Annotated in this window: 21 protein-coding genes; 15 read left to right on the top strand and 6 right to left on the bottom strand. The window is 66.6% G+C overall.

Going from position 1 to position 24,315, the window contains the following annotated elements:
- Nucleotides 1-34: 34 nt before the first annotated feature.
- From C8C96_RS03330 to C8C96_RS03320, 3 genes are all read right to left on the bottom strand, one after another.
- Nucleotides 35-1,552 (bottom strand): CoA-acylating methylmalonate-semialdehyde dehydrogenase, encoded by a 1,518-nt coding sequence (locus tag C8C96_RS03330; protein ID WP_121941417.1) that lies wholly within the window; start codon nt 1,550-1,552, stop codon nt 35-37.
- A gap of 70 nt (nt 1,553-1,622) precedes the next feature.
- Nucleotides 1,623-2,252 (bottom strand): DJ-1/PfpI family protein, encoded by a 630-nt coding sequence (locus tag C8C96_RS03325; RefSeq protein ID WP_121941416.1) that lies wholly within the window; start codon nt 2,250-2,252, stop codon nt 1,623-1,625.
- A 29-nt stretch (nt 2,253-2,281) separates the two neighbouring features.
- On the bottom strand, nt 2,282-3,643 hold the full coding sequence (locus C8C96_RS03320) for an aspartate aminotransferase family protein (protein ID WP_108496902.1): 1,362 nt from the start codon (nt 3,641-3,643) through the stop codon (nt 2,282-2,284).
- A gap of 129 nt (nt 3,644-3,772) precedes the next feature.
- Between C8C96_RS03320 and C8C96_RS03315 the strand changes: the two genes are divergently transcribed.
- The gene (locus tag C8C96_RS03315; RefSeq protein WP_099731720.1) at nt 3,773-4,753 is read left to right on the top strand and encodes a LysR family transcriptional regulator; all 981 of its coding nucleotides are present in this window, start codon (nt 3,773-3,775) and stop codon (nt 4,751-4,753) included.
- Between the two features lie 94 nt (nt 4,754-4,847).
- The gene (locus C8C96_RS03310) at nt 4,848-5,153 is read left to right on the top strand and encodes a flagellar basal body protein (RefSeq protein ID WP_015016359.1); all 306 of its coding nucleotides are present in this window, start codon (nt 4,848-4,850) and stop codon (nt 5,151-5,153) included.
- Between the two features lie 218 nt (nt 5,154-5,371).
- Here C8C96_RS03310 and C8C96_RS03305 read toward each other — a convergent pair whose 3' ends face one another.
- Complete coding sequence (locus C8C96_RS03305; RefSeq protein WP_121941415.1) at nt 5,372-5,644, bottom strand: DUF2061 domain-containing protein; 273 nt, start codon at nt 5,642-5,644, stop codon at nt 5,372-5,374.
- A 275-nt stretch (nt 5,645-5,919) separates the two neighbouring features.
- Between C8C96_RS03305 and C8C96_RS03300 the strand changes: the two genes are divergently transcribed.
- From C8C96_RS03300 to C8C96_RS03270, 7 genes are all read left to right on the top strand, one after another.
- The gene (locus C8C96_RS03300) at nt 5,920-6,969 is read left to right on the top strand and encodes an SPFH domain-containing protein (RefSeq protein WP_056056717.1); all 1,050 of its coding nucleotides are present in this window, start codon (nt 5,920-5,922) and stop codon (nt 6,967-6,969) included.
- Between the two features lie 114 nt (nt 6,970-7,083).
- Nucleotides 7,084-8,598, top strand: a complete 1,515-nt coding sequence (locus tag C8C96_RS03295) for a DUF4178 domain-containing protein (RefSeq protein WP_121941414.1) — start codon at nt 7,084-7,086, stop codon at nt 8,596-8,598.
- 70 nt (nt 8,599-8,668) lie between these two features.
- Nucleotides 8,669-8,887, top strand: coding sequence for a DUF350 domain-containing protein (locus tag C8C96_RS03290; RefSeq protein WP_015016355.1), 219 nt, complete (start codon nt 8,669-8,671; stop codon nt 8,885-8,887).
- A gap of 77 nt (nt 8,888-8,964) precedes the next feature.
- Complete coding sequence (locus C8C96_RS03285) at nt 8,965-10,539, top strand: polyamine aminopropyltransferase (RefSeq protein WP_370107347.1); 1,575 nt, start codon at nt 8,965-8,967, stop codon at nt 10,537-10,539.
- Nucleotides 10,540-10,661: 122 nt separating this feature from the next.
- The gene (locus C8C96_RS03280; protein WP_121941412.1) at nt 10,662-14,414 is read left to right on the top strand and encodes a PAS domain S-box protein; all 3,753 of its coding nucleotides are present in this window, start codon (nt 10,662-10,664) and stop codon (nt 14,412-14,414) included.
- Nucleotides 14,411-15,403 carry a two-component system response regulator gene (locus tag C8C96_RS03275; protein WP_056742703.1) on the top strand — a complete coding sequence of 331 codons (993 nt, stop codon included), beginning with the start codon at nt 14,411-14,413 and terminating at the stop codon, nt 15,401-15,403. The genes C8C96_RS03280 and C8C96_RS03275 overlap by 4 nt, the downstream gene beginning before the upstream one ends.
- Before the next feature lie 11 nt (nt 15,404-15,414).
- Complete coding sequence (locus C8C96_RS03270; RefSeq protein ID WP_199737428.1) at nt 15,415-17,133, top strand: NAD(P)-binding protein; 1,719 nt, start codon at nt 15,415-15,417, stop codon at nt 17,131-17,133.
- 20 nt (nt 17,134-17,153) lie between these two features.
- Here the strand turns inward: C8C96_RS03270 and C8C96_RS03265 are convergent, their stop codons facing one another.
- Nucleotides 17,154-17,405 (bottom strand): hypothetical protein, encoded by a 252-nt coding sequence (locus tag C8C96_RS03265; RefSeq protein ID WP_056056709.1) that lies wholly within the window; start codon nt 17,403-17,405, stop codon nt 17,154-17,156.
- Between the two features lie 194 nt (nt 17,406-17,599).
- Between C8C96_RS03265 and C8C96_RS03260 the strand changes: the two genes are divergently transcribed.
- The 6 genes from C8C96_RS03260 to C8C96_RS25390 all read left to right on the top strand — a co-directional run bounded on the left by C8C96_RS03260 (nt 17,600) and on the right by C8C96_RS25390 (nt 23,315).
- Entirely contained in the window at nt 17,600-18,955 is a 1,356-nt protein-coding gene (locus tag C8C96_RS03260) for an esterase-like activity of phytase family protein (RefSeq protein WP_199737427.1), read from the top strand.
- A gap of 77 nt (nt 18,956-19,032) precedes the next feature.
- The gene (locus C8C96_RS03255) at nt 19,033-19,737 is read left to right on the top strand and encodes a riboflavin synthase subunit alpha (RefSeq protein ID WP_121941410.1); all 705 of its coding nucleotides are present in this window, start codon (nt 19,033-19,035) and stop codon (nt 19,735-19,737) included.
- A gap of 17 nt (nt 19,738-19,754) precedes the next feature.
- A complete protein-coding gene (locus tag C8C96_RS03250; protein ID WP_121941409.1) occupies nt 19,755-20,255 on the top strand; it encodes a GNAT family N-acetyltransferase in 501 nt (166 codons plus the stop codon).
- A gap of 315 nt (nt 20,256-20,570) precedes the next feature.
- The gene (locus C8C96_RS03245; RefSeq protein ID WP_056057615.1) at nt 20,571-21,059 is read left to right on the top strand and encodes an NUDIX hydrolase; all 489 of its coding nucleotides are present in this window, start codon (nt 20,571-20,573) and stop codon (nt 21,057-21,059) included.
- Between the two features lie 143 nt (nt 21,060-21,202).
- Nucleotides 21,203-21,496: a hypothetical protein gene (locus C8C96_RS03240; RefSeq protein ID WP_082522271.1), complete on the top strand. Its 294-nt coding sequence runs from the start codon at nt 21,203-21,205 to the stop codon at nt 21,494-21,496.
- A 151-nt stretch (nt 21,497-21,647) separates the two neighbouring features.
- Nucleotides 21,648-23,315, top strand: coding sequence for a DUF692 family multinuclear iron-containing protein (locus C8C96_RS25390; RefSeq protein WP_121941408.1), 1,668 nt, complete (start codon nt 21,648-21,650; stop codon nt 23,313-23,315).
- Here C8C96_RS25390 and C8C96_RS03230 read toward each other — a convergent pair.
- Nucleotides 23,312-24,289, bottom strand: coding sequence for a tripartite tricarboxylate transporter substrate binding protein (locus tag C8C96_RS03230; RefSeq protein ID WP_056056701.1), 978 nt, complete (start codon nt 24,287-24,289; stop codon nt 23,312-23,314). The genes C8C96_RS25390 and C8C96_RS03230 overlap by 4 nt on opposite strands.
- Nucleotides 24,290-24,315 lie beyond the last annotated feature (26 nt).

Here is a 24,315-nt window from a genome sequence, read left to right as displayed (position 1 = left end):
GGGCCTTTGTCGTCGAAAAGTGGACGCTGGTGCTTCAGCGGCTGCTCGGGAAGCTGAACACCGCCCCCTCACGCACGCCCGCCGAGGGCCAGCGCTGCGTGATGGTCTTGCGCTTGGTGTAGAAGCGCACGGCGTCGGGACCGTAGGCGTGCAGGTCGCCGAACAGGCTGCGCTTCCAGCCGCCGAACGAGTGGTAGGCAACCGGCACGGGCAGGGGCACGTTCACGCCCACCATGCCGACCTGGATGTGGTCGGTGAAGTAGCGGGCGGCCTCGCCGTCGCGCGTGAAGATGCAGGTGCCGTTGCCGTATTCGTGGTCGTTGATGAGCTGCATGGCTTCCTGCAGCGTCTTCACGCGCACCACACCGAGCACGGGGCCGAAGATCTCTTCCTGGTAGATCTTCATGCCGGGCTTGACGTTGTCGAACAGGCATGCGCCCAAAAAGTAGCCTTCTTCATGGCCCGCAACCTTCACGCCGCGGCCATCGACCACCAGCGTGGCACCCTCTGCCACACCCTGGTCGACATAGCCCTTCACCTTCTCGAAGTGCGGCTTGGTGACCAGCGGGCCCATGTCGTTGCTGTTGTCGGTGCCGGGACCGACCTTCATCTTGGCGATCTCGGTCTTCAGGCCCGCGATCACGGCGTCACCCACTTCGTCGCCCACGGCGACCAGCAGAGGGATGGCCATGCAGCGCTCGCCACACGAGCCGTAGGCCGCGCCCATCAGCGCGCTCACGGCGTTGCCTACATCGGCGTCGGGCATCAGCACGGCGTGGTTCTTGGCACCGCCCAGGGCCTGCACGCGCTTGCCGTGCTTGCAGCCTTCGGCGTAGATGTACTCGGCAATGGGGGTGGAGCCGACAAAGCTCACGGCCTTCACGCGCGGGTCCTGCAGCAGAGTGTCCACGGCCAGCTTGTCGCCGTTGACGACGTTCAGCACGCCGGGCGGCAGGCCCGCTTCCAGCGCCAGCTGGGCGATGAACAGCGTGGAGGAGGGATCGCGCTCCGAAGGCTTGAGCACAAAGGTGTTGCCACACGCCACGGCCATGGGCCACATCCACAGCGGCACCATCGCCGGGAAGTTGAAGGGCGTGATGCCTGCGGTGACGCCCAGCGCCTGGAACTCACTCCACGAGTCGATGCTGGGGCCCACATTGCGGCTGTGCTCGCCCTTGAGCAGCTCGGGCGCGTAGCTCGCGTATTCGACGTTTTCAATGCCACGCTGCAGCTCACCGTGTGCATCGGCCAGAACCTTGCCGTGTTCGGCGGTGATCAGGGCGGCGATCTTGTCGGCGTTTTCTTCGAGCAGGACTTTCAGCTTGCTCATCACGCGCGCACGCTTGAGCGGCGGCGTGTTGCGCCAGGCCGGAAACGCGGCCTCGGCCGAGGCAATGGCCGCCTCGACCGTAGCCTGGCTTGCCAGGGCCACGCTGGTGGTGGACAGGCCGGTGGCGGGGTCAAACACGGGCTGCGTACGGGCGGTGTCGGCGACGATCTGGCCGTCGATGAGATGGCCGATGGTGGTGGTGACGTTTTTGTCGTGGTTCATGGTGTTTTCAAGTAAAAAGTGCCACAAGCGCTAGTGAAACATGCGCTGATAGCTACCAAATTTATAGTATTCAAGCCGCAGCAGCCTGGGGCTCCAGTGCGGGCAGCACATGCCCCAAGGCGCGGTCGATGAACTCCTGCTTCTCGCCCACCGGGGCAAAGTAGTGCAGCACTTCGCGCGCGGCATCCAGCCCCTTGAGGCGGGCGATCAGCCACGCCACCAGGTACTGCGAGGCCAGGCACCCGCCCGCCGTGGCCACGTTGCCGTGGGCCGCAAACGCGCGCGGCACCACGTCCACGCCCGACTCCACCACCCACGGCTTGCTGGTCAGGTCCGTGCAGGCGGGCGTGCCGCTCAGCAGGCCCAGGCGGCTGAGCAGGAAGGTGCCAGAGCACTGCGCCGCCAGCAACTGGCGGGCGGGGTTCAGCACCCTTAGCTGTTCCATCAGCGCGGGGGTGTTGGCCACCTCACGCGTCTTCATGCCGCTGCCCACCAGCACCGCGTCGGCCTCAGCCAGCTGGCTCAGGTCTTCGTGCGCGTCGATGGTCAGCCCGTTCATGGACGTGATGCGGGGCGCGGGACTCGCAATGCGCACCTGCCAGTCCTTGTCGCCCAGCAGAGCGATGCGATTGAGCATGCCAAACGCCACCAGCGAATCCAGGTCGTTGAAGGCATCGAAGGTGAGGATGGAGATGCGCATGGAGGGGCAGGCTGGCTGGCGAAGGAAGCTCAGGCGGTTTCTTGCAGGGCGTCGCCCAGGGCGCTGATCAGGCGGTCGATTTCGGCCTGGGTGCTGATGAAGGGCGGTGCCAGCTGGATGGTGTCGCCACCGTAGCGCACGTAAAAGCCCTTCTTCCAGCAGTTCATGGCGATCTCATAGGGGCGCTTGGCAGGCTCGCCGGGCAGCGCCGCAATGGTGAAGCCGGCCGCCAGGCCAAAGTTGCGGATGTCGGCCACATGCTTGGCGCCCTTAAGGCTGTGCACAGCCTGCTCGAAGTACGGGGCCAGCGCCTTCACGCGGCCGATCATGTCTTCGTTTTGCAGGATGTCGAGCGCCGCAATGCCCGCCGCGCAGGCCACGGGGTGGGCCGAGTAGGTGTAGCCGTGCGGGAATTCGAGCATGTACTCGGGACCGCCGGCGGCCATGAAGGTGTCGTAGATTTCCTTGGTAGCCACCACGCCGCCCAGCGGCTGCGCGCCGTTGGTGACCTGCTTCGCAAAGTTCAGGATGTCGGGCGTCACGCCGAAGGCTTCGGCCCCCGTCCAGGCGCCGCTGCGGCCAAAACCGCTGATCACTTCGTCAAAAATCAGCAAGATGTTGTTTTGGGTGCAGATCTCGCGCAGGCGCTGCAGGTAGCCCACAGGCGGGATCACCACACCGGCCGAGCCCGAGAAGGGCTCGACGATCACGGCGGCGATGTTGCTCGCGTCGTGCAGTGCAATCACTTCCAGCAGGCGGTCGGCCAGTTCCTTGCCCGTGGGCGGCATGCCCTTGTGAAACGAGCCTGCGGGCGGTTGGGTGTGGGGCAGGTGGTCGGCTTCCACGCCTTGGCCAAATAGCTTGCGGTTGGCCACGATGCCGCCCACCGAGATGCCGCCAAAGTTCACGCCGTGGTAGCCCTTTTCGCGGCCGATGAGGCGCGTCTTGGTGCCCTGGCCCTTGGCGCGCCAGTAGGCGCGGGCCATCTTCAGAGACGTGTCGGCCGACTCGGAGCCTGAGCCGGTGAAGAACACATAGTCCAGCCCTGCAGGCGTCAGTTCCTTCACGCGGTTGGCCAGCTCGAACGACAGCGGGTGGCCAAACTGGAAAGCGGGTGCGTAGTCCAGCTTCATCGCCTGCTTGCCGATGGCTTCGGCGATCTCGCGGCGGCCATGGCCCAACCCGGAGCACCACAGGCCCGACAGGCCGTCAAAAATCTTGCGGCCTTCGCTGTCGGTGAAATAGGCGCCGCTGGCCTCCACGATCATGCGCGGGTTGGCCTTGAACTGGCGGTTGGCCGTATAGGGCATCCAGTGCGCGTCCAGCCACTCGGCGTCCATGCGGGGGCCTTCGGCGCCAGCGGCGGGTTTTTCGATGTTGACGAAGCTCATGGGGTTCTCCAGTGCAAAGGCGGCGACAAAAAGCGGACAGCCCCAGCGGCCTGGGGCTTGATGTAGGGCATTGTTGCGCCGCCTGTTAATCTCTCAAATAATCCAATATCAATGTTTACTTGACGATTTATGCAAGTAAAAGACCCGGTTCCATCCCCCCAAGCTTCAGTGCCCGCAGTACCGGGCAAACACCGCGCCGTGCTGGGCCAGCTCAGCGACATGGACCTGCGCCTGCTGCAGGTGTTCAAGAGCGTGGTGGAGTGCGGCGGCATGTCGGCCGCCGAGCTGGAGCTGAACATCGGCACCAGCACCGTCAGCCGCCACATCAAGGACCTGGAAGCCCGCCTGGGCCTCACGCTGTGCCGCCGGGGGCGGGCGGGGTTTGCGCTGACGGCCGAGGGGCAGCGGGTGTATGACGAAACCCTGCGCCTGCTGGCCTCGGTGCGCAGCTTTCGCGACAGCGTGGACGACATCCACTCGCGCATGGGCGGGCAGCTGGCCGTGGCGGTGTTCGACAAAACCGCCAGCAACCCGGCCGCCCGCATTGGCGAGGCGATTGCCGCCTTCACCGCCCAGGCCCCCGATGTGCAACTGCAACTGCATGTGGGCTCCATCAACGCCATCGAGCGCGGTGTGATCGATGGCAGCTACCAGGTGGGCATCATCCCCGCGCACCGCAGCTCGCAAAGCCTGGCCTACGCCGACCTGTTTGGCGAGACCATGCTGCTGTACTGCGGCGCGGGCCACCCGCTGTTTGGGGCGTCATCGCCTCCGGCCGACTGGCATGCCGTGCGCGGCTACCAGTTTGCGGGGCTGGGCTACCACTCGCCCAATATGGAGTTGAGCCACCAGGCCCGGCTGCAGCGTGCGGCCACGGGGTTTGACCAGGAGTCCATCGCCACGCTGATCCTGTCGGGCCGCTTTCTCGGGTTCTTGCCCGACCACTACGCCGAGGCCTTCGAGCGCCAGGGCCGCATGCAGGCGGTGAACCCGTCGCTGTTCCACTACCACTGCCAGTTTGTGAGCCTGATGCGCCGCTCCCCCGCCCCCGCCCGCGCGGCGCAGGCGTTTGCGCAATGCCTGGAGGATGCGCACCGGCCCGGTCGCTGACAGGGGTATTGCGGGGCTGCGGCTTGCCAGCTGCCGCGGCGCGGCGGACAATTCGCCTTCTTTGCAACATTGTGTGACATCGGGAGCAGCGCCCATGGCCAGCATTTCCTCCATCGGCAGTTCAGGCCTTCAGGCCGCCCAGTTGCGGCTAGACGCGTCGGCCAACAACGTGGCCAACATGAACACCCCCGGCTACCGCCGCGAGGTGGTTGCACAAGAAGAAGTGGCCGAAAGCGCTGGCGTGCGAGCCACCGTGCAGCGCGAACAGGACGCCAAGGGCGTGGCGCTGGAGCAAGAGGCGGTGGAGCAGATGTCGGCCACTTACGCGTTCAAGGCGAATCTGCAGACCATCAAGACGCAGGACGAAATGATGGGCTCCTTGCTGGATGTGAAAGCCTGAGCGCTGCCCATTCACCGCCTGTTTGTGTTCTAACCCTCATGCCCCGCTGGCCGGGGCATGTTCGTTTCTGGCGCAGGCAGAGAGGACTGCCCGTTATCAGTTGGTATCGGCCAGCCCCGCCAGGCGCTGGACCAGCCAGCGTTGAAAGGCCAAGCCCGTGGCGGTGCGGCTGCGCAGTGGAATGGCGTACATGGCGGTGCTCCTTGTCGTGAGTTTGTTCAGGCGCCCTGGATGGCTGGACTGCTGCTGGGCGATGCAGTAGCGCTTTGGCGTGCAGCGCGCCGACCAGCCCGGTCCCACGCCTTTTCATGGAAGAAGAAGGCCACCGCCTGCACCGTGGGCTCCAGCAGGCTCAGGGTGAGCGAGGCCCACAGGTTGCCGGTGACGGCATAGGCCACCAGAGCGGCCACGCAGATGTGGATGAGGTAGTAGCTGCCCGTCTTCATCAGCATGGTTTGGTTCTGGCGGGCAACGCGGCGGATGAGGGACATGGCGGACTCCTTGGTTCAACAGAGCCTGCAGCGGTGCAGCAGGGATGGTTGAATGGTAGTGATCCGCAATAGCGAAAGCCAATTGATCATCGCTAAGGCACAGATAGCCGCTATCCAATGACGCCTTGCGAAGCGCCACAGCGCCTATCCCAAACAGACTGGTTCTGCGCGTGAACTAGTTCACGTTCCGCCACTGAAAAAAGCCGCTGCCACCAAAGCCCCCGTTGCTATGATGGCCGCTCTTTTCAACCCCCTCTTTTGCTTTGGGAGCACACATGGCCCTCATGGACTTCATCAAGAAACAGTTCATTGACATCATTCAGTGGACCGAAGAGGGGGACGGCACGCTGGCCTGGCGCTTCCCCATGCGCGACATGGAAATCCAGAACGGCGGCACGCTGGTGGTGCGCGAGTCGCAGATGGCCATCTTCGTGAACGAAGGCCAGGTGGCCGACGTGTTTGGCCCCGGCACCTACAAGCTCACCACGCAGACGCTGCCGGTGCTCACGTACCTGAAGAACTGGGACAAGCTCTTTGAGTCCCCCTTCAAGAGCGATGTGTACTTCTTCAGCACACGCCAGCAGATCGACCAGAAGTGGGGCACACCCCAGCCCATCACGATCCGCGACAAGGACTTTGGCGCCGTGCGCCTGCGCGCGTTCGGCAACTACGCCTTCCGTATCGCCGACCCCAAGCTGTTCCACACCGAGATCTCGGGCACGCGCGAGTCCTACCCCGTGGCCGACCTGGAAGGCCAGCTGCGTGGCCTGGTATTGCAGAACATCAGCAACGCCATTGCCGGTAGCGGCCTGCCGTTCCTGGACCTGGCGGCCAACCAGGTCATGTTTGCCGATGCGCTGACCAAGGAGCTGGCGCCCATCTTCGCCAAGCTGGGCATCTTGATCGAGTCCCTCACGGTGCAGAACGTCTCGCTGCCCGAAGAGCTGCAGAAGATCCTCGACCAGAAGATCGGCATGGGCATGGTTGGCAACGACATGGCCAAATTCATGCAGTACCAGACGGCGCAGGCCATCCCCAAATTTGCCGAGGGCGCGGGCAACGGTGGCGGTGTGGCGGGTGACGCCATGGGTCTGGGCGCGGGTGTGGCGCTGGGCCAGGTGCTGGCGCAGAACCTGCAGCAGGGCCTGCAAGGCGGCGGCGCAGCAGCCCAGGCAGCGCCCGCAGCGGCGGCCGCTGCAGTGGGCGTCAAGCCCGAAGACGTGATGGCCACGCTGGAGAAGCTGGGCGAGCTCAAGTCCAAGGGCATCCTCACGCAGGAAGAGTTCGACGCCAAGAAGGCCGAACTGCTCAAGAAGCTCGTCTGATCGATCGGATCGATTGCTATCATAAAAATAGCTGTTTGCGCCGGAGGGATAAGCGCTAGAGGCCAATAGGGCTTCAAAGCCGTTTAGCGCGGCGCGGGCAGAACACTCCACACGATGGCCACCGACCCCACCCAGCGCTATTACCGCGCGCCCTGCCCCGGCTGTGGCGCGCCGGTGGAGTTCAAGAGCGCGCAGTCCACCCATGCCGTCTGCGGCTACTGCCAGAGCACCGTGGTGCGCAGTGGCGACGTGCTCACGCGCCTGGGCAAGATGGCCGAGCTGTTCGAGGACCACAGCCCGCTGCAGCTCATGGCCAGCGGGCGCATTCAGCTCGATGGCAAGGACGTTCCCTTCACCCTCATCGGCCGCCTGCAGTACAAGGGCGACGCGGGCGTGTGGACCGAATGGGCGGCCTTTCTGAATGACGGCACGCTGGCCACGCTGGGCGAGGACAACGGTGCTTACGTCTTCACCCGGCCCATCGACCCCGGCCGCGAGATGCCTGCGCCCGAGCGCTTTCGCATCGGCACCACCACGGCCATCAACGGCAAGCCCTACAGCGTGGCCTACACCGGCCAGGCGCAGCTGATCTCGGCCCAGGGCGAGCTGCCCAAGCTGCCACCGCTGGGCCAGCCCTTCGGCATGGTCGAGTTGCGCAGCGCCGACGGCGAAGTGGTCAGCATCGACTACGGCCACACCCCACCCAATGTAGAGCGCGGCAAGGCCGTGCTGCTCGAAGACCTGCAGTTGCAGGGCCTCAAGGACGAATCCGCCAAGGACGAAAAAGGCCGCCAGTTCAACTGCCCGCATTGCGGTGCACCGGTGCAGGTGCAGCTGTCCACCTCCAAAAGCATCACCTGCGGCTCCTGCGCCAGCATCATCAGCCTGGACAGCGGCGTGGGCGGCGAACTGCGCTCGGCCGAGCAGGACGAACCCGTGCAGCCCCTCATCCCGCTGGGCAGCAAAGGCCAGCTGCAAGGCGTGCACTGGCAGGTGGTGGGCTTTCAGCACCGCATGGGCGTGGAGCCCGGCGACGACGAGCACTTTGGCTGGAGCGAATACCTGCTCTACAACCAGAAGCGTGGCTTCGCGTTCCTGGTCGATTCCGAAGAAGGCTGGAGCATGGTGCGCCCCACCACCGGCGCGCCGCAGATGGCGGCCACGGGCCGCTCCGCCACGTACATGGGCACCAAGTACGACCTCAAGTACACCTACGAGGCCGAGACCACCTATGTGCTGGGCGAGTTCTACTGGCAGGTCACGCGCGGGCAGAAGACCACCAACCGCGACTTTGCCAGCAGCAAGGGCCTGCTGTCGATGGAGCAGAGCCCGAACGAGATCACCTGGTCTGCGGGGGACAAGCTGTCCAGCGACACGGTGGCCAAGGCGTTCAAGCTGGACGACAAGAAAGATGTCCTGAAGCGCGACGACCCTGGCCCGTTCGTGGCCAAATCCGGCCTGGGCTGCGGCACCATCATCATCATCGCCGTGGTGATCCTGATCCTGCTCATCTTGCTCAGCCGTTGCTCCAGCTGCGATCCCCGGGTCGAAAACTGTTCCTCGTCCTCCAGCTACCGCAGCTCGGGGGGCTCGTACGGCGGATATTCATCGGGCGGCAGCCACAAGTAGTGCGGCGCTTGCTTCTGTTCATCCGCCAGCCACACTCACCGACACCACGTTTCAAGGAGATCACACCATGATGGGATTCGAATGGCTCAAACCCGCGGCATTTCTCGGGTCCATCCTCTACGCCATCATTGGCGTCATCATCTTCTGGCTGGCCTTTGTCATCGTGGACAAGATCACGCCCTATGACCTGTGGCGCGAGATCGTCGAAAAGCAGAACCAGGCCCTGGGCCTGGTGGTGGCCGCGATGTGCCTGGGCATCAGCATCATCGTGGCGGCTGCCATCCATTGACGCATTGACGCGTTTTCGAGCCCCTACCGCCTGAATGAACGAAGCGGCGCACCCGGCAGGGTGCGCTGACCGCTGCCTTGTCGTCTCCCACCCCGTCTCCCGTCGCGCCCGCGCCTGCGGTGCCGCCCCCATCCTCTGGCCCCCGCCCCATTGACATCGCGCTGCTCATCAGCGTGTTTGTGGTGGCAGCCTGCGGCCTGCTGTACGAACTGGCCGCCGGGGCGCTGGCGTCCTATGTGCTGGGCGACTCGGTGCTGCAGTTCAGCACCATCATTGGCACCTACCTGTTTGCCATGGGCCTGGGGTCGTGGCTGTCGCGCTACTTCGAGCGGCAGCTGCCCGCGCACTTCCTGCGCATCGAGCTGCTGGTGGCGCTGATCGGCGGCGCGCTGCCCGCCACGCTGTTCCTGGCCAATGCGTATGCGCCGGGCGCGTTCCGGTTCCTGCTGTACGGCATGGTGCTGATGGTGGGCACGCTGGTGGGGTTGGAGATTCCGCTGGTCATGCGCATCCTCAAACGCAACGTGGTGCTCAAGGATCTGGTCTCGCAGGTGCTCACGTTCGACTACCTGGGCGCGCTGGCGGTGTCGCTGGCGTTTCCGCTGCTGCTGGTGCCGCACCTGGGGCTCATCCGCACCGGGCTGCTGTTCGGGCTGATGAATGCCGCAGTGGCGCTGTGGGCGGTGTGGCTGTTCCGGCATGAGCTGCGGCGCCTCCAAGCCCATTTGTTCGCCTGCCTGATGGTGGTGGGCCTGTTGCTGGCGGGACTGGCGGGGTCTGAGCAGATCACGAGCTTTGCCGAAGACAAGTTCTACCAGGACCGCATCATCTTCACCACGGCCACGCCCTACCAGCGCATTGTGGTCACGCAGGGCCGCTATGGCCACCGGCTGTACCTCAACGGAAACCTGCAGTTCTCCGAGTCCGACGAATACCGCTACCACGAGGCCCTGGTGCACCCCGCCATGGCGGCCCACGGCGCGCCCAAGCGGGTGGCGGTGCTGGGCGGCGGCGATGGCATGGCGGTGCGCGAAATCCTCAAGTACCCCTCGGTCGAGTCCGTCACCCTGGTCGAACTGGACCCGGCCATGACCCGCATCTTCAGCGAGAACCCCACGCTGGCAAAGCTCAACGGCCACGCGCTGCAAAACCCCAAGGTGACCATCGTCAACACCGATGCCTTTGGGTGGCTGCAGCAGGGGACGGACCTTTTTGACGTGATCGTGGTGGACTTCCCCGATCCCACCAACTTCTCCATCGGCAAGCTTTACACCAACAGCTTTTATGCGTTGCTGGACAAGCGGCTGGCGGCCAGTGGCTACGCCGTGGTGCAGACCACCTCGCCGCTGGTGGCGCGCCAGAGCTTCTGGACGGTGGTGCAGACCATCGAATCCGTGGGCCTCTCGACAGCGCCCTACCACGCCCATGTGCCCAGCTTTGGCGAATGGGGCTATGTCATCGCCAGCCGCAGGCCGTGGCGCCTGCCCGAGGCCCTGCCCCCCGGGCTCCGGTTCCTGAGCGCCCCGTCGCTGCCGCTGCTGTTCGACTTTCCGCTCGACATGGCGCGGGTGCCGGCCGACGTGAACCGCCTGTCCAACCAGGCGCTGGTGCACAGCTACGAGCGCGAATGGGGCAAGGTGGTGGCGCATTGAGCCGCCGGTGGACTGGGCTCCAACAGCCATTCGCCGAGCAATTTGCAGGGGTTCTGCCCGCTGGCATGGGCAGCACAATCGGCTACAAAGCTGCCAAGACCTGATCGCCGTGGGCGCCCCCGATGCTGGACCTTTTTTTCCTTTCTGACGCACAGCCCTATCCGCTGCTTTGGGCGCAGCACGATCCCTGGCTGGTGACGCTGTCGGTGGGCATGGCGGTGCTGGCCTCCGTGCTGGCGCTGCAGATGGCGGGTCTGGCCCGCCGCGCCGACACCCGGTTCATGCGCCAGATGGCGCGGGGGTCCGGGGCGATGGCGCTGGGCGGCGGCATCTGGTCCATGCACTTCATCGGCATGCTGGCCTTCACGGTGTGCGCGCGGGGCCAGTTTGATGCGTGGACCACCGTGCTGTCCCTGCTGCCCAGCGTGGGCGCGTCGTGGGTGGCGCTGGGCTTGCTGATGCGCCGCGAGATCAGCCGCTCCGCCCTGGTGGTGGGTGGGGTGCTGGTGGGCGCTGGCATTGGCGCCATGCACTACATCGGCATGGCAGCGTCGCAGTGGGCGCCTGTCATGCGGTACGACCCCTGGGGGTTTGCCGCCTCGGTGCTGGTGGCTGTGTTGCTGGCCATCGTGGCCCTGTGGGTGCGGTTTGGGCTGGAGCGCGTGGTGCGTTGGCGCGCCCGGTGGCTCAATGCGGTGGCCGGTGTGGTCATGGGGCTGGCGATTGCGGGCATGCACTACACCGGCATGGCGGCCTTGCGTTTCATTGACGCCCCCAACGAGCTGGAACTGCTGACTGCGGCCGACGGCGCGCCCCTGGCACTGGCCGTTGCTGCAGTGGCGTCGGGTATCGGGCTGCTGGTGATCGCCATCAACGCGGGCTTGCGTTACCGGCAGATGTTCCTGCAGATGCGCCAGAGCGAGTCCCGCTTGCGCGCCATTGCCGACACCGCCGTGGACGGCATGGTGATGATCGATGCGCAGGGCCGTGTGCAGTCCTTCAACGCAGCGGCCGAGCGCATCCTGGGCTGGCGTCCCGACGAAGTGGTGGGCCAGAACGTGTCCATGCTCATGCCCGAGCCCGACCGCTCGCGCCACGACACCTACCTGCAGCGCTACCTGCAAGGCCAGGGCGGTGGCGTGGTCGGCGCCAACAGCCGCGAGGTGCTGGCTTTGCGGCCGGATGGCAGTACCGTGCCCATTCGCATCTCCATAGGCCGCGTGCCGCTGGATGGCGCGCCGGTGTTCGTGGGCTTCATCAGCGACCTGACACAGCGCCGCGCCATGGAGCAGGAGCTGCAGGCCAGCGAGCAGCGCCTGCGCTCGCTCATGGCCAACATTCCGGGCGTCACTTTCCGATGCCGCCACGATGCCGACTGGACCATGCTGTTCATCAGCGATGCGGTGACCGCACTCACGGGCTGGTTGCCGCAGGACTTTCTGGACGGCCGTATCAACTTCACCCAGCTCACGCTGCCCGAAGAGGTGGACCGCCTGTGGGCGGAAGTCTCCATGGCCATCCAGGAGCACCGGCCCTACCACGTGGAGTTTGGCCTGCGGGACCGTGACGGGTGCCTGCGCTGGGTGTCGGAAAGCGGCCGCCCCGTGGTCGGCGATGACGGCCAGGTGCTGTGGATCGACGGCGTCATCATGGACATGACCGTCTTTCGCGAGCGCAACGCCGAGTTCGAGAGCACGGTGCGCGCCATCAACCGCGCGCTCGCGGTGGTGGAGTTCGACATGCAGGGCCATGTGCTCAACGCCAACGCCAACTTTCGAGAACTCATGGGCTACCGGCTGGAAGAGATCGTGGGCCAGCACCACCGCATGTTCTGCGAGCCCGCCTACGCGCAGACCGAGGCGTACGCGCAGTTCTGGGAGCAACTGCGAGCTGGCCAGCTCGATGGCGGTGAATATCAGCGACTGGGCAAGGACGGGCGGCGCATCTGGATCCAGGCCACCTACAACCCCATCTTCGACGCCCAGGGCCAGCCGTTCAAGGTCGTCAAGTTTGCGACCGACCTCACCCAGCGCCGTGCCATGGAGCAAGAGCTGCGCGCCGCCAAGGAGCGTGCCGAGCAGGCCGCAGCCGCGCGCAGCACCTTCCTGGCCAACATGAGCCACGAGATCCGCACGCCCATGAACGCCATCATCGGCTTCACCGAGGCCCTGCTCGACACCCCCATGGACGCGCAGCAGCGCCGCCACCTGGGCACCGTGCAGCATGCGGCGCGCTCCATGCTGCGCCTGCTCAATGACATCCTGGACACCGCCAAACTGGAAAAAGGCGCGGTGGAACTGGAGATTGCGGACTTCTCGCTGCAAGAGGTGTGCGACCAGATCCTCGCCTCGCTGCGCATCCATGCGGGCAAGAAGGGGCTCGCGCTGCAGTGCCTGACGGACGACCGGGTGCCGCCCTACCTGCGGGGCGATGCACTGCGCCTGCAGCAGGTGCTGCTGAACCTGCTGGGCAACGCGCTCAAGTTCACCGAGCGCGGCCATGTGCTGCTGCGGCTGGACTACCACGACGGCACGCTGGTGATGGAGGTGGAGGACACGGGCATCGGCATCGCGGCGCAGCACCTGGAGCGCATCTTCGACCCCTTTGCGCAGGCCGACGCATCCACCACCCGGCAGTTCGGCGGCACCGGCCTGGGCACCACCATCTCGCGCCAGCTGGTGGAGCTGATGGGCGGCAGCATCAGCGTGCGCAGCACCCTGGGTGTGGGCACCACGTTCACCGTGTGTGTACCTTTGCCGGTGGGTCAGGCCACGGCGGCAGTGGCCACCGTGAGCCATGCGGTCCAGCTGCCGCCGCTGCGCATGCTGGTGGTGGACGATGTGCCGGCCAACATCGAGCTGCTGCAGATCCACCTGGACCGGGGGCGCCACCAGGTGACCGTGGCGCGGGATGGCGAAAGCGCTGTTGCCGCCTACGAAGGCGGGCGCTTCGATGTGGTGCTGATGGACTTGCAGATGCCCGGCATGGACGGCCTGGAGGCCACGCGCCGCATCCGTGCGTTCGAGCAGGCCCGGCGGCGCAAGCCGGTGCCGGTGATCGCGCTGTCGGCCAGCGTGCTGGAGCAGGACCGGCGCAACGCACGTGCTGCGGGCATGGACGGTTTTGCAAGCAAGCCGCTGGAGCCCGCCCGCCTGTTCCGCGAGATCGCCCGCGTGCTGCATCTGCAGCCCGACACCTCCACATCGGGGTGGAGCAGCCTGCAGACCTTGACGCGCGCCGCCGACATGCCACCGGTCCCCCACGCCACCATCGCCGCGGTGGACTGGGAGCGTGGCACCCGCCTCTGGGGCCAGCGTGCGCTGCTGCGCGATGCCGTGGCGCGCCTGCTGACCGACCATGCCGCTACCCCCGCCACCTTGCAGGCCCTGGTGGCGCAGCCCGACATGGACGCTGCCCGTGCGCTGGCCCACCGCCTGCGCGGTGCAGCGGGCAACCTGGCGCTGGGCCCCTTGCAAACGCTGGCGCAGCGCATCGAGGAAGCCGCCCACAGCCTGGACCGCACGGCACTGCAGCCGCTGGTGGCCGCCCTGCCCGCCGCGTTGCAGGCCGTGGAGCTGGCCCTGGCCCAAGAGGCCGAGGCCGCCGCAGCGCCCGCCCCCGGCGTGGGCCAGCACGCACCGCTGACCGCCGACCAACGCCAGCAGGCCCGGGACGCCGCGCAGGCGCTGCAGCAGGCCCTGGCACAGTCCGAGCTGGCCCAGCCGCCGTTGGACCTGCTGGTGCAGCTGCTGCCTGCAGATGCCACCGAGCGGCTGCAAGAGGCCATCGACCGCTTTGACTTTGACCAGGCCGGGGTGCAGTTGCAGCAGCTGCGCACGCACTGGCTGGACGAACCCCTGGAGAACCCCGCATGACACCGGCCCCTGACCAGCGGCCCCGCCTGTTGCTGGTGGACGATGAGCCCACCAACCTGCAGGTGCTGCGCCACATCTTGCAGTCCGACTACCGCCTGCTGTTTGCCACCGACGGCGAACGCGCGCTGCAGGTGGCGCGCGAGCAGCGGCCCGACCTGGTGCTGCTCGACATCATGATGCCGAACCTGGACGGCTATGCCGTGTGCCGCGCGCTCAAGGCCGATGCCGCCACTGCCTCCATCCCGGTGATCTTCATCACCGCCCTGACCGACAGCCAGGACGAAACTGCCGGGTTTGACGCGGGCGCGGTGGACTACATCACCAAGCCCGTCAGCCCGCCCGTGGTGCGCGCGCGGGTGCGCACCCACCTGTCGCTGGTGCGCATGGACGAGCTGCGTGAAACCCGCCTGCAGATCGTGCAGCGCCTGGGCCGCGCGGCCGAGTACAAGGACAACGAAACCGGCATGCATGTGATCCGCATGAGCCACTTTGCCCAGCTGCTGGCCCTGGCTGCCGGCCACAGCCCGGCCTGGGCCGAAGACCTGCTCAACGCCGCGCCCATGCACGACGTGGGCAAGATCGGCATCCCCGACGCCGTGCTGCGCAAGCCCGGCCCGCTGAACGCCGATGAGTGGGACACCATGCGCCGCCACCCCGAGATCGGCGCCGAGATCATTGGCGAGCACCCGTCCGGCGTGCTGCAGCTGGCCCGTGAGATTGCGCTGGCCCACCACGAAAAGTGGGACGGCAGCGGCTACCCGCGCGGCCTGGCGGGCGAGGCCATTCCGGTGTCGGCGCGCATTGTTGCCGTGGCCGATGTGTTCGATGCGCTCACCACCCGCCGCCCCTACAAGGAACCCTGGCCCGTGCAGGATGCGCTGGACCACATTGCAGCGCAGGCCGGCAAACACTTCGACCCCGCTTTGGTGGCGCTGTTCGCCCCGCTGGTGCCGCAGCTGCTTGAGATCCGCGCCCGCTGGGCCGATTGAGGCGTGACCGCATGACCCCCTGGACCCTGCAGCGCCGCCAGTTCGTGGCGGGCGCCGCCGCCCTGGCCACGGCTGCGCTGGGCGGGTGCGACCGCGCCGTGCCGCCGCTGGAAGGCGGCTTCACCGGCATCAACATGGCACGCGGCCACCAGCTGCGTGAGTGGCTGGCGCGCGGCACCTGGCCCGAGCCCGCCGTGGTGCGCCGCGCGCAGGTCATCATTGCCGGTGGTGGCGTGGCGGGGCTGGCCGCCGCGCGCGCGCTGCGCCTGGCAGGCGTGCAGGACTTTGCGCTGCTGGAGCTGGAAGACACCGCAGGCGGCAACAGCCGGGGCACCGCCGTCAACGGCATCACCTGCCCGCAGGGCGCGCACTATCTGCCTGTGCCGGGCGACGACGCGCGCGAGGTGCAGGACCTGCTGGAGGAGCTGGGCCTGCGCCAGCGTGTGGCCGGGCGCTGGCAGTACGACGAACGCCACCTGTGCCACAGCCCGCAGGAGCGCCTGTACTTCGATGGCGAGTGGCAGGATGGCCTGCTGCCCGTGCAGGGCGTGGGCGAGGCCACGCTGGCGCAGTACCGCCGCTTTGCCCAGGCCGTGGACGCGCAGGCCCACGCCGCCCGGTTTGCCATGCCCGCACTCAAGCTGTGGACCGCCAAGCGCCCACTGGCGCCCAGCCAGCAGGCGCTGGACGCGATGACGTTTGCCGCCTGGCTGGCGCAGGAAGGGCTGGACGATGCCCACCTGCGCTGGTACCTGGACTACTGCTGCCGCGACGACTACGGCGCCGGGGCCGACCGCGTCTCGGCCTGGGCGGGCATCCACTACTTTGCCAGCCGCCATGGCTTTCATGCGCCCGGCGAGGCCGTGGACGAAGCCCGCGAAAGCGTTTTGACCTGGCCCGAGGGCAATGGCTGGATCACCCGGCGCCTGGCCGAGCCGCTGGCCAACACGTCCCACGGCGGCGGCCAGCTGCGCGCCGGCACCAGCGTGCTGCGCATCACCGAAGGCCGCCACGGCGTGGAGGTGGATGCGTTCAACCACGCCACCGACAGCGTGGAGCGCTGGCAGGCGCCACGCTGCATCGTGGCGCTGCCCGTCTTCGTGGCGGCGCGCGTGGTGCAGAACGCGCCCGCCTTCCTCACCGGGGCGGCCCAGCGTCTGTCGTGGGCGCCCTGGCTGGTGGCCAACATCCACATCCAAAGTCCGCTCACCGACCGCCCCGGCGCCGCGCCGGCCTGGGACAACGTCCTGTATGCCGACCCCACGGCGGGGGGCCTGGGCTATGTGAACGCCGGCCACCAGCGCCTGGACACCCGCGCCACGCTGGCCGGCCCCACCGTGCTTACCTACTACCAGGCGCTGGGCGACCGGGCGGACGGCCGCCAGCAGCTGGCCACCCAGCCCTGGCAGCACTGGGCTGACGCCGCCCTGGCCGCCCTGGCGGTGCCGCACCCTGACCTGCGCCAGCGCGCCACGCGCGTGGACATCACCCGCTACGGGCACGCCATGTCCATCCCCACACCGGGTTTGCAGCAGTTTTTGAGCCAAATCGGCCTGGAGCGCAGGTCTTTCATGCCCAAGGTGCTATCAAATGGTGAGCGTGCCGCCTGGCTGCCCACGCCCACCACCGCACGGCTGGCGTTTGCGCATGCCGACTGGTCGGGGTATTCGGTGTTTGAAGAAGCCTTCACGCGCGGGCACCGCGCAGGGCTGGTGGCCGCCGCCAGTTGATGCCTTGGTGCAGAGGATTCCTAGCCGCGCTGCCCGTCCCACCACATTCCCAGGCACAACGCGACGCCCACGGCGTACAGCAGCCAGGTGGCCGAGACCACGTAGGGATAAAACATCAACGCCACGCCCCACCAGCGGGTGCGAGGCTGCTGCGCACGCTTGCCGTGCCAGTACGCCGCCATGCCGATCAGGCCAAACAGGATGGCGCCCACGATGTAGGCCGGGCTGGGCAGCTCCAGGCCGAGGGATTGCAGTGCAGAGAGGGTTTCCATGGCGGGTGCGCAGGCCGTGCGGGTGGGGTGAGGCGGGTGTGACTCATGCCAGCGGCAAAAGGTCCCTGGCAAGGTCCCTGGTGTGTGCCCGATCCGGCGTTACCTGGTGGGGGGCGTTGGAGAACCGCTTTTCATGGCGGTGTCACAGGGCGGCGGCATCGTTCACGGTTTTGGCTCTCTTCCCCTTGACCACCATGTCCCGACTGTCCCTGATTGCCGCCTGCGCAGCGCTGCTGTGCGCAGCCGCCACCCCCGCCATCGCCCAGCAGGCCTACCCTGCCACCCTGGCCGGCCACGCCGTGCTGCCCGCCCTCACCGTGGTTGCTGCGCCCAAGGACGCCCCGCAAGATCTGCAGGTGGCCGGCAAGTTCACCACCCCCCGCCGTGTGGACGCCGTGGGCAGCGTGATGGGCCAGTCGGGCGGCCGCGACACGGGTGTGTCGTTGCCGTTTCAGGGCCAGCCCCTCCAGGGCCACTCGGGCATCAAGCGCATGGCCGACGGCTCGTTCTGGATACTGACCGACAACGGCGCGGGCTCCAAGGCCAACTCGCCCGACTTCATGCTGCACCTGAGCCACTACACCGTGGACTTCCAAAGCGGCCAGTTCAACCGCCTCAAGACTGTCTTCCTGCACGACCCCGACAAGAAGGTGCCGTTTCGCATCACCCACGAAGGCACCGACAAGCGCTACCTGACGGGCGCTGACTTCGACCCCGAGAGTTTCCAGTTCGCCGGTGGCGCACTGTGGATCGGCGAAGAGTTTGGCCCCTTCCTCATCAAGGCCGACCTGAACGGCAAGGTGCTGGCCGTGTTCGAGACGCAGGTGGACGGCAAGGTCGTGCGCTCGCCCGATGCGCCCGGTGTGCTGATGCCCGGTGCCCCCGACGCCAAGCCCACGCCGTTTGAAGTCAAGCGCTCCAAGGGCTACGAAGGCATGGCCTCCAGCAAGAACGGCAGCAAGCTCTATGCGCTGCTCGAAGGTGCGCTGTGGAACGACAGCGCGAAGGCGTACGAAAACGTGGGCGGCAAGCAGTACCTGCGCGTGCTCGAATTTGATGTGAAGACCGAGCAATGGACCGGCCGCCACTGGAAGTACGTGCTGGAGGCCAACCACCACGCGATTGGCGACTTCAACATGATCGACGGCACCACCGGTTTGATCATCGAGCGCGACAACGGCGAAGGCACGGCCGACAAGGCCTGCCCCGAAGGCACCAAGCGCACGGACTGCTTCCACGACCTGGCCAAGTTCAAGCGCGTCTACAAGGTGGAGATGAGCGACGCCAATGTGGGCGGCGAGATCCGCAAGGTGGGCTACATCGACCTCATGAACATCCAGGACCCGCAGCGCCTGGCGCGCAAGCCGCTGAACAGCGGCGTTCTCACCTTCCCGTTCTTCACCATCGAGAACGTGGACATCGTGGACAGCACGCACATCGTGGTGGGCAACGACAACAACCTGCCCTTCAGCAGCAGCCGCGACCCCAACAAGGCGGATGACAACGAGTTGGTGCTGCTCGAAGTGGGCGAGCTGCTCCGGGCCAAGTAACCCGGCGCCAGCGCGCGGTGGGGGCCGGGTGGCAAAATTCCCGGTTCCCCTTCCAACGCTCCACAAGCCGCGCCACCATGTTCACAGGCATCGTCCAAGCCACGGCAGGCATTGCCGCCATCCACGACCGCGCAGGGCTGCGCACCTTCACGCTCGATTTCCCCGAGGGCTTCTGCCAGGACCTGGCCATTGGCGCCAGCGTGGCCACCGATGGCGTGTGCCTCACGGTGACCGAGATCCTGTCGCCCACGCAGGCCAACTTCGACGTGATGCTGCAGAGCCTGAACATCACCACGCTGGGCAGCTACGGCCAGGGCGACCGCGTGAACGTGGAGCGCGCGGCCAAGGACGGTGCCGAAATCGGCGGCCACCCGCTGTCGGGCCATGTGGACTTCACCGGCACGCTGATTGAGCGGCGCGAGTTCGACAACAACCTGGTGTGGCGCGTGGCCGTGCCCGAGGCGTTTCGCCGCTACATCTTTGCCAAGGGCTACATCGCCATCCACGGCGCCAGCCTCACGGTGGCCGAGGTGAACCGGCAGGAGGGCTGGTTCGAGATCTGGATGATCCCCGAGACCCGCCGCGCCACGGTGTTTGAGGCCAAGCAGGTGGGCGACCGCCTGAACATCGAGATCGAGCGCAGCACCCAGGTGGTGGTGGACACCGTGCGCGAGGCCGTGCAGGAGAGCCTGGGCCGCCTGCAGCCGGTGCTGGAGGCGCTGCTGAAGGAAAAGGGCCTGTCGCTGGACGACTTCGTGCAGGCGCCCGTGCTGCCGCACTGATCGAACCAAGCTCACTCATGTCCGTGGTGGTGCGCCCGCTGGCGCTGAGCGACCTGTCCGATCTGCTGGCCGTGCAGCTGGCCTGCTATGGCGAGGGGTTTGTGGAGAGCGGCGAGGTGTTTGCCCGCCGCCTCGCCAGTCCCGCCAATTGTTCGCTGGTGCTGGAGCAGGGCGGCACGGTGTGTGCCTATCTGGCGGCTTACCGCAGCGTGCGCTGCAAGGTCACCCCGCTGCATGGCGACTTTGAAGCCACTGCCCAGCCCGACACGCTGTACCTGCACGACATGGCCGTGCTGCCTGCCCATGCGGGGCAAGGCCTGGCCCACGCGCTGCTGCAGCCCCTGTGGGTGAAGGCCCGCGCAGAAGGGCTGCGGCACAGCGCGCTGGTCTCGGTGCAGGGCTCGCAGGCCTACTGGCAGCGGCAGGGCTATGCGCTGCACCCCTTGCAGGACGCCACCCAGCAGGCCCGCCTGGCCAGCTACGGCGAAGGCGCGGTGTACATGGCGCGAGCGCTTTAGAACGTGTTTACGATCTCCCAGAGGTCGCGCAGCGGTCTTTGCGGGATGGGATGCAAGGCGCGGTGCGTAGTGGATAGCTTGGCTATCCACAAGCGCCGCAACGCCGCAGACCGCCCGCAAAGACCACTGCCCGAAGGGTTGGAGCGAAATCGGGTGATTGGACGCCCCAGCTGCTTGCATGGGCATGAGCCCATGCGGCGCATCCGAAGCATCCACTCATCCCGATTGCGCTCCAACGCGATCCCCTGCGAGATCGTAAACACGTTCTTAGACCTTGTCGGCGCAGTGTCACCCGCCCTCGTCATAATGCCCGCCATGCCCCACCGCTGGAAACCCAACGTCACCGTGGCCGCCCTCATCGAGCGCGATGGCCGCTTTCTGCTGGTCGAGGAAGAAACCACCGACGGCCTCAAGCTCAACAACCCTGCCGGCCACCTGGACCCGGGCGAGTCGCCCATCCAGGCCTGCGCGCGCGAGGTGCTGGAAGAAACCGCCCACGACTTCGAGCCCACAGCGTTGATTGGCGTGTACCTCAACCGCTTCACCAAGACGCGCACGGGGGACGACATCACCTACATGCGTTTTGCGTTTGCGGGCACGCTGGGCACGCACCATGACTGGCGCACGCTCGACACCGGCATCGTGCGCACGCTGTGGCTCACGGCCGACGAGATCCGCGCCTGCCCCGAGCGCCATCGCAGCCCCCTGCTGCTGCGCTGCCTGGAGGACTACCTGGCAGGCCAGCGTTTTCCGCTGACGCTGGTGCACACTGACATTTCGGTGACGGAACCCTCTGCGCAATAGCGCCAGACGACAACACGAGAAAGTTTTTGGACGGCCTGTAACCCGCAGTGCGCGGGGGACGAATTACCAGGCAGAGAGCGCTCAGTTGTGCAGCGTGATCTACCCGCTTCATTCATCCCTCAACGTTTACGGAGTTACTCACCATGCTGTCTACCCAAGCCAAGTCCACCGCTTCCTTTGCCCTGTCTGCCGCCCTGCTGGCACTGGCATCCACCAGCTTCGCAGCGGATCTGCCCAAGGGTGCCAAAGGCGCGGCCATTGGCGCCAACGACACCGTGCACTGCTACAACGTGCACGACTGCAAGGGCAACAGCGACTGCTCTACCGCAGAGCACAGCTGCAAAGGCCAGAACGCCTGCAAGGGCCACGGCTTCAAGGCCAAGACCGCAGCCCAGTGCCTGATGGAGAAGGGCACCATCGGCGATATCAAGGGATAAGGCAACAAGCCCCCTGAGGCGCTGCGCGCCATCCCCCCAGGGGGACACCGCCAGCGCGGCGGGGCGGCCCTTGCGCGGCGGTGCTGGCATCAGGGCGTGCCAGTCTCGGCGATCATGCCCAGTGCCCGCACTTTGATACCTTGATTTCGCCATGGCACATGACCTCATAGCTACGCGCGGCACCGGCTTTGGCCTGGGGCTGCGCACGCAGCACTACGCCGATTTCCTCGCGCGCAAGCAGCCGCTCGACTGGCTGGAAATCATCACCGACAACTACCTCATCGATGGCGGCAAGCCGCTGGCGGTGCTCGATGCCATCCGGCGCGACTACCCCGTGGCCATGCATGGCGTTGCGATGTCCATCGGTGCGTCGCAGGGCGTGGACGTGCCGTATCTGCAGCGCGTGAAGGCGCTGGCCGACCGCATCGAGCCGTTGTGGGTGTCCGACCACCTGTGCTGGACGGGCCCGGGCCCCGAGCAGTTGCACGACCTGTACCCGCTGCCTTACACCGACGAGTCTGCACGCCACGTGATCGCGCAGATCCGCCATGCGCAAGACGTGCTGGGCCGCAGGCTGGTGCTGGAGAATGTGTCGAGCTACGTCCGCTACCGGCAAGACAGCGCGAGCGAGTGGCAGTTTCTGGCCCACATTGCTGAGGAGGCCGACTGCCTGCTGCTGGTCGATGTGAACAACATCTACGTGAGCAGCGTGAACCATGGCTTTGACCCGCTGATGTACCTGCAGGCACTGCCCGCGCATCGCGTGCAGCAGATTCATCTGGCTGGGCACAGCGACAACGGCGACCACATCATCGACACGCACGACCACCCGGTAGCGCAACCGGTGTGGGATCTTTACGCCCAGGCCTGCCAGCGCTTTGGCGCCGTGGCCGCGATGATCGAGCGCGACGACCACATTCCGCCGCTGGCCGACCTGCTCGATGAGTTGGCGACGGCGCGGCGCATAGCGGCAGAGACCTTGGCCTCGCCCGAACCCGCAACTGCTGCAGTCATGCCTTTGGCCCCCGCAGTGGACCCGCTGCCACTGGCTGCGGTACAGCGCCACTTCGCCGACCAGGTGCTGGCCGGCGCGCTGCCGCAAGCCACACCCGATGACCCTGTCACCGGGCGCCTGCCCATCTACCACCATGCCTACCGCGCACGACTGTCCGAAGTATTGGCAGACACCTACGCCAAGACGTTTCTCTACATGGGGTCAGACAGCTTCGATGAGCATGCCCGCGCTTTTGCGGTGGCCCATCCGCCGCAGACACGCAGCCTTAATCGCTACGGTGAGGGCCTGGTGGAAGCGCTGCGAGTGCAATACCCCGACAACCCCGAGCTGCATGAACTGGCCCAGCTCGACTGGGATTTGCGCACCCGCTTTGACAGTGCCGATGTGCCGACCCTGGAGACTGCGGCAGCTCAGGCATCGGACACCTGGACCACCCGCCCCGGTGTGCTGCACCCCAGCGCCTTGCTGCGAACGATCACGACGAACGTCGTGGGCGTGTGGAACGCCATCCACACGGATGACGACGTGCCCGAGGCCGTGGCTCTGTCCGCACCAGCCACGCTGCTGGTCTGGCGCAAAGGCCACCAGCCGCACTTTCGCACGCTCGACGCGGCCGAGTCTGCCTGGGTGCAAGCGATGCACGCCGGTGCCTCGGTCCACGACGCCTGCGCGGCGCTGCTGGGCAGCGGCCTGTGGAAGGGCGACCCCACCGTGCTCGGCGGCTGGCTCGCGCAGCTGCTGGACGATGGGTTGGTGCAGGCGGATGGTGCTATGGAGGCATCGCGCGGTGCCGGCCCTTGCTAGTCCGCCGTCAGCTTGCGTTCCTTGATGATGGTGGCCCACTGGGTCGATTCCTTCTTCATGAAGGCCGTCAGCTCGGCGCGTGTGGTGGGCTGCGGCGTGAGGCCGTGCTTGTTCAGCGCCTCTTTCACGCCCGGGTCGTTCAGCACCTTCACGATCTCCTGGTTCCAGCGGTCCAGCAGCGGCGCGGGCGTTTTGCCCGGCGCCACAAAGGCGTACCAGTTGAGCGCCTCAAAGCCCGGATAGCCCGACTCCGCCACGGTAGGGATGTTGGGCAGGTAGGCCGGGCGCGTGAGGCCGGTGGTGGCCAGCGGTATGAGCTTGCCCGTCTCCACATGCGGCAGCGCAGTGGGGGGCGCGGCGAAGTACGAAGTCACGCGCTCGCCCAGCAGGTCCTGCAGCGCGGGGGCGCCGCCCTTGTAGGGCACGTGGGTCATGTCGATGCCCGCGCGCTGGTTGAACAGTTCACCCGCCAGGTGCGATGCCGAGCCCGCGCCGGTGGAGGCAAAGTCCACGCTGCCGGGCTTCTTCTTGGACAGCTGCACAAACTCGGCCAGCGTCTTCACGCCCGCGCCCTTGTGCACCACCAGCACGTTCGGAAAGTTCACCCCGCCCGACACGGCGGCCAGGTCCTTGAAGGGGTCGTAGGCCACCTTCATCAGGTGCGGGGCAATGGTGAGTGGTCCCACCGACCCGAGCAGCAGCACCGAGCCATCGGCGGGCGCATTGGCCACAAACTGGTGCGCGATGTTGCCGCCTGCGCCGCCCTTGTTGTCCACCACCACCGACTGGCCGATGTTCTCGCCCAGCTTCTTGGCGATGAGCCGTGCCGCCGCATCGGCCGCGCCGCCTGCGGCAAAGCCCACGACCAGCGTGACGGGCTTCTTGGGCGGAAAGTCTTGCGCCGCAGCGCCCAAGGCGAGAGGCAGGGTGGCCAGCGCCAAGGCGCAACGCAGCAGGGTTCTTTTGGGGTTCATGGGGGTCTCCTTCATCGTGGGTTGTT

It is taken from the genome of Acidovorax sp. 100 (assembly GCF_003688355.1).
Lineage (GTDB): Bacteria > Pseudomonadota > Gammaproteobacteria > Burkholderiales > Burkholderiaceae_C > Acidovorax > Acidovorax delafieldii.
Note: the sequence above shows the minus strand (reverse complement) of the source record. Positions and strands in the feature narration are given on the sequence as shown.

Bases quoted from the DNA above. Each gene is read 5' to 3' on its own strand.
- C8C96_RS03330 (WP_121941417.1), bottom strand. From the start codon at position 1,552: ATGAACCACGACAAAAACGTCACCACCACCATCGGCCATCTCATCGAC.
- C8C96_RS03325 (WP_121941416.1), bottom strand. From the start codon at position 2,252: ATGCGCATCTCCATCCTCACCTTCGATGCCTTCAACGACCTGGATTCG.
- C8C96_RS03320 (WP_108496902.1), bottom strand. From the start codon at position 3,643: ATGAGCTTCGTCAACATCGAAAAACCCGCCGCTGGCGCCGAAGGCCCC.
- C8C96_RS03315 (WP_099731720.1), top strand. From the start codon at position 3,773: ATGCAAGTAAAAGACCCGGTTCCATCCCCCCAAGCTTCAGTGCCCGCA.
- C8C96_RS03310 (WP_015016359.1), top strand. From the start codon at position 4,848: ATGGCCAGCATTTCCTCCATCGGCAGTTCAGGCCTTCAGGCCGCCCAG.
- C8C96_RS03305 (WP_121941415.1), bottom strand. From the start codon at position 5,644: ATGTCCCTCATCCGCCGCGTTGCCCGCCAGAACCAAACCATGCTGATG.
- C8C96_RS03300 (WP_056056717.1), top strand. From the start codon at position 5,920: ATGGCCCTCATGGACTTCATCAAGAAACAGTTCATTGACATCATTCAG.
- C8C96_RS03295 (WP_121941414.1), top strand. From the start codon at position 7,084: ATGGCCACCGACCCCACCCAGCGCTATTACCGCGCGCCCTGCCCCGGC.
- C8C96_RS03290 (WP_015016355.1), top strand. From the start codon at position 8,669: ATGGGATTCGAATGGCTCAAACCCGCGGCATTTCTCGGGTCCATCCTC.
- C8C96_RS03280 (WP_121941412.1), top strand. From the start codon at position 10,662: ATGCTGGACCTTTTTTTCCTTTCTGACGCACAGCCCTATCCGCTGCTT.
- C8C96_RS03275 (WP_056742703.1), top strand. From the start codon at position 14,411: ATGACACCGGCCCCTGACCAGCGGCCCCGCCTGTTGCTGGTGGACGAT.
- C8C96_RS03270 (WP_199737428.1), top strand. From the start codon at position 15,415: ATGACCCCCTGGACCCTGCAGCGCCGCCAGTTCGTGGCGGGCGCCGCC.
- C8C96_RS03265 (WP_056056709.1), bottom strand. From the start codon at position 17,405: ATGGAAACCCTCTCTGCACTGCAATCCCTCGGCCTGGAGCTGCCCAGC.
- C8C96_RS03260 (WP_199737427.1), top strand. From the start codon at position 17,600: ATGTCCCGACTGTCCCTGATTGCCGCCTGCGCAGCGCTGCTGTGCGCA.
- C8C96_RS03255 (WP_121941410.1), top strand. From the start codon at position 19,033: ATGTTCACAGGCATCGTCCAAGCCACGGCAGGCATTGCCGCCATCCAC.
- C8C96_RS03250 (WP_121941409.1), top strand. From the start codon at position 19,755: ATGTCCGTGGTGGTGCGCCCGCTGGCGCTGAGCGACCTGTCCGATCTG.
- C8C96_RS03245 (WP_056057615.1), top strand. From the start codon at position 20,571: ATGCCCCACCGCTGGAAACCCAACGTCACCGTGGCCGCCCTCATCGAG.
- C8C96_RS03240 (WP_082522271.1), top strand. From the start codon at position 21,203: ATGCTGTCTACCCAAGCCAAGTCCACCGCTTCCTTTGCCCTGTCTGCC.
- C8C96_RS25390 (WP_121941408.1), top strand. From the start codon at position 21,648: ATGGCACATGACCTCATAGCTACGCGCGGCACCGGCTTTGGCCTGGGG.
- C8C96_RS03230 (WP_056056701.1), bottom strand. From the start codon at position 24,289: ATGAACCCCAAAAGAACCCTGCTGCGTTGCGCCTTGGCGCTGGCCACC.